This is a genomic window from Thermoactinomyces intermedius, from assembly GCF_013912365.1.
Lineage (GTDB): Bacteria > Bacillota > Bacilli > Thermoactinomycetales > Thermoactinomycetaceae > Thermoactinomyces > Thermoactinomyces intermedius.
This window is the reverse complement of sequence record NZ_JACETT010000090.1, coordinates 1-3,235: the sequence shown is the minus strand read 5'-3', so window position 1 is coordinate 3,235 and position 3,235 is coordinate 1. Positions and strand designations below refer to the sequence as shown.

The following is a 3,235-nucleotide window of genomic DNA, read 5'->3' as shown; positions in this document are numbered from 1 at the left end:
CACGCTTGAGGTTCAATATCGTTTTTCGAGCACCTTCGTTTTTTAAAGAGCATTTAAGTTATTTTTTATGTATCAGCTCAAAACGAAGTGGCTTTTTCCTTTATTTCATACGGGTTTCAGCTATTGCGAGCAACCCCGGGGGTTTTTGGCATATCAAGGTGCTCGAAAAATCCTTGTATGAACATCAAAAATATCAACTAATTTCAGTCTACAAAAAAATAAAATTCTTGTAAACCTTCAGTTCTAATATTAAAGCCCTCTCCGGGAAATGGAGAGGGCTGTTTTTGTAATCCACCAGAAGGAAAATTCACCGCCAGTCCACGTTCTACGGATGGCGCAGTCAAGACGAAGACAACAGAGACAACGCCTGCTGTTTACGATGCTTGGTATGATGCGGTTTATGAAGGTTCAAATGGTAGCGGTGGTGGAGGAGATGAAAGCTAATGGAAAAAACGGTAACGATTGATGGGAAAGAAGTGCGGCTAAAAGCTACGGCCGCGCTTTCTATTCGCTATAAGTCACAATTTGGGCGCGATTTTTTCAGTGACATTTTGAAATTTCTTAAGTCGTTCCCGCTAAAAGATTTGGATCTAGATAAAGACGAAGTTGATCAAGATGCATTGAAATATATCGATCATGTAGACTTTGAAGTTTTTTACAACTTGATATGGACCATGGCTAAGAATGCGGATAAGTCTATCCCAGATCCTGAAACTTGGTTTGATCAATTTGACACGTTTTCATTGGAAGACGTCTTACCTGACTTGTTTGAGCTTTTAGAAGGAGTAATTGGGACTAAAAAAAGACTCGCCACCAGCATCAAAAGAGCCGATAAAGACAGAGAGTTTTTTCCTTATATGCAAACACTGCGGTCTGAATCGGGCTGATCTGGAAGAAATGACAATCACAATGTGTTTGGACTATATCGAAGAGTATGTTGAGATAAACAACCCAAAGAAACATAAACAGTCAGTGAAACGAGTGACACAAGCGGATTTTGATGCCTTTTAAGGAGGTCCAGTGAGCTGGATGGAGAAACAAAAGGGCTGGACAAAGCACTTTCGGATGTAAATAAACGAAGTCGGGAACTTTAAAAAGAACTCCGTGATGTGGAACGCCTTTTAAGGCTAGACCCAAGCAATGTTGAAGCCCTGGCACAAAAACAACAAATTTTATCTAAGCAAATAGAAAACACAACAGAGCGATTAAACCGTCTCAAAGCAGCTCAGGCACAGGTTGAACAACAATTCCAGCGTGGTGAGATCGGGGCGGATCAATACCGCGCTTTTCGGCGCGAGATCCAGTTCACCGAAGCCCAATTAAGTAAATTTAAGCGGGGGCTTGAATCTGTTAATGAAACTAAAGGCCTGAAGAACACTAGAAGAGATACGGACCGAGTTGCTGAGAGTCTTGACAAAGCAAAAGAAGCTGCAGGGGAATTAAGAAACCAGCTCGAGACTGTTGGTGCTGCAAGCGCGGCGGGTGCTATAGCAGCGGCGTTGGATTTATCATCGTTAAATACAAGCATTGAAATATCCATGGATGTGCCGGCTGAATCTGTCGAGTCTGTTAAAAGCGCAGTAAAAACAGTAACAAGCTACATTGGGGACCAGGAAGCAGCATTGGAAGGCGTTCGGCGACAATGGGCATTAAATGCAAATGCAAGTGATGAGGCAAATGCTCGTATTGTCAAAGGAGCAGGAGCGATTGCCAGAGCTTATGCCGGTATTGATTTCACAGAGCTAATACAAGAAACGAACGAAGTATCAAAGTCGTTAGAAATCAGTAATGATGAAGCGCTCGGATTAGTGAACGCGCTCTTAAAAATGGGATTTCCTCCTGAGCAAATTGATATTATTTCTGAGTATGGACTCCAGCTAAGGATGGCCGGATATGAAGCGGAGGAGATCCAGGCGATTTTTGCGGCGGGCATTGACACTGGAACATGGAACATTGACAACCTGCTTGATGGTTTGAAGGAAGGAAGAATTCGGCTTGCAGAGTTTGGCGAGGAAGTACCGAAAGCCGTTAAGGAGCTTCTGGAGGGAACGAATATTTCGGCGAAGCAATTGCAGCAGTGGGGGCAAGCGGTTGCCCAAGGTGGTGAAACCGGAAAACAAGCAATGGTTCAGGTTGCCCAAGCATTGAACAACGTAGACAACGAAACAAAAAGAAACACTCTTGGTGTAGCTATTTTCGGTAAACGGAAGTTGTGCCGAAATAAAACCGGGCAAAATCGGTGGAAGCTAAGTGAATCGGCGTGAATAAAGTGTTATGGCATTTTATAATAAATTATGAAGGGCTAGGGGGACGCCCCGAAAAGCAGATTCCCGACTGCCTGCCCTTCATTTAATTATTCGGGATACAACTACGGGAGGTTGTAAAATGAATAAGGTTTGTTCTGATTGCGGGAAGGAAAAACCGTTAGATGATTTCGTAAAAGACAAACGATACCCTGATGGGCATAGAAAAAGGTGTAAACAATGCGAAAACTTGAGACGAAGAAAAACACCTGTACTACCGCAACCGAGAGATGGGCACAAATATTGTGCTAAATGTCTTAAAGAAAAACCGTTGGATGAATTTAATTTCAGAAACGTAAAAGGGGAAAAGAAACCATTCAGTTATTGTAAAGAATGCGAAAGAGAATACAATCGAAACAAATATCTTCATGTGTGCCAGAAATGCGGAAAAAGTTATCGTTCAGGGAAAAATAAATCTACTTATTGTAAGGAATGTTACTCGGAGCTTTTAAGAGATTTAGAGACCAACCCTTCAAAAGTGATATACATGGACTGGAGCGGAGAAAATAACCCTATGTATGGGGTTAGACGTTTCGGAAAATCTAATCCTAATTATAATCCCAACAAAACAGACGAAGAAAGAGAAAGAGAACGTCTTGTTGAAGGTTACAGCACATGGAGAACGCAGGTGTATGAAAGAGATAATTACACATGTCAATGTTGCGGAGACAATAGAGGCGGAAATTTAATAGTCCATCACTTGGACAGTTGGGATTGGTGCAAAGAAAAACGTCTTGATGTCAGCAACGGGATAACTTTATGCGTGACATGCCATAAAAGATTTCATGATATATATGGTTATGGAAAAAATACTAAACAACAATTTTATACTTTTTTGTTATTAGTCCAAAAGCACTCCGTATGAGTGCTTTTTTTATTACGCCGATTCATATGCCAACACCGAGGTAACGTGGAACACCACCCCGCACCGT

3 protein-coding genes are annotated in these 3,235 nt (G+C 41.8%); all 3 read left to right on the top strand.

From position 1 onward, the window contains the following. Positions 1-443: 443 nt before the first annotated feature. Entirely contained in the window at positions 444-887 is a 444-nt protein-coding gene (locus H1R82_RS14285) for a hypothetical protein (protein ID WP_181733106.1), read from the top strand. A gap of 222 nt (positions 888-1,109) precedes the next feature. Next, positions 1,110-2,264: a phage tail tape measure protein gene (locus H1R82_RS14280; protein WP_309544843.1), complete on the top strand. Its 1,155-nt coding sequence runs from the start codon at positions 1,110-1,112 to the stop codon at positions 2,262-2,264. 121 nt (positions 2,265-2,385) lie between these two features. Then, positions 2,386-3,168 (top strand): HNH endonuclease, encoded by a 783-nt coding sequence (locus tag H1R82_RS14275; protein ID WP_138615145.1) that lies wholly within the window; start codon positions 2,386-2,388, stop codon positions 3,166-3,168. Positions 3,169-3,235: the final 67 nt, after the last annotated feature.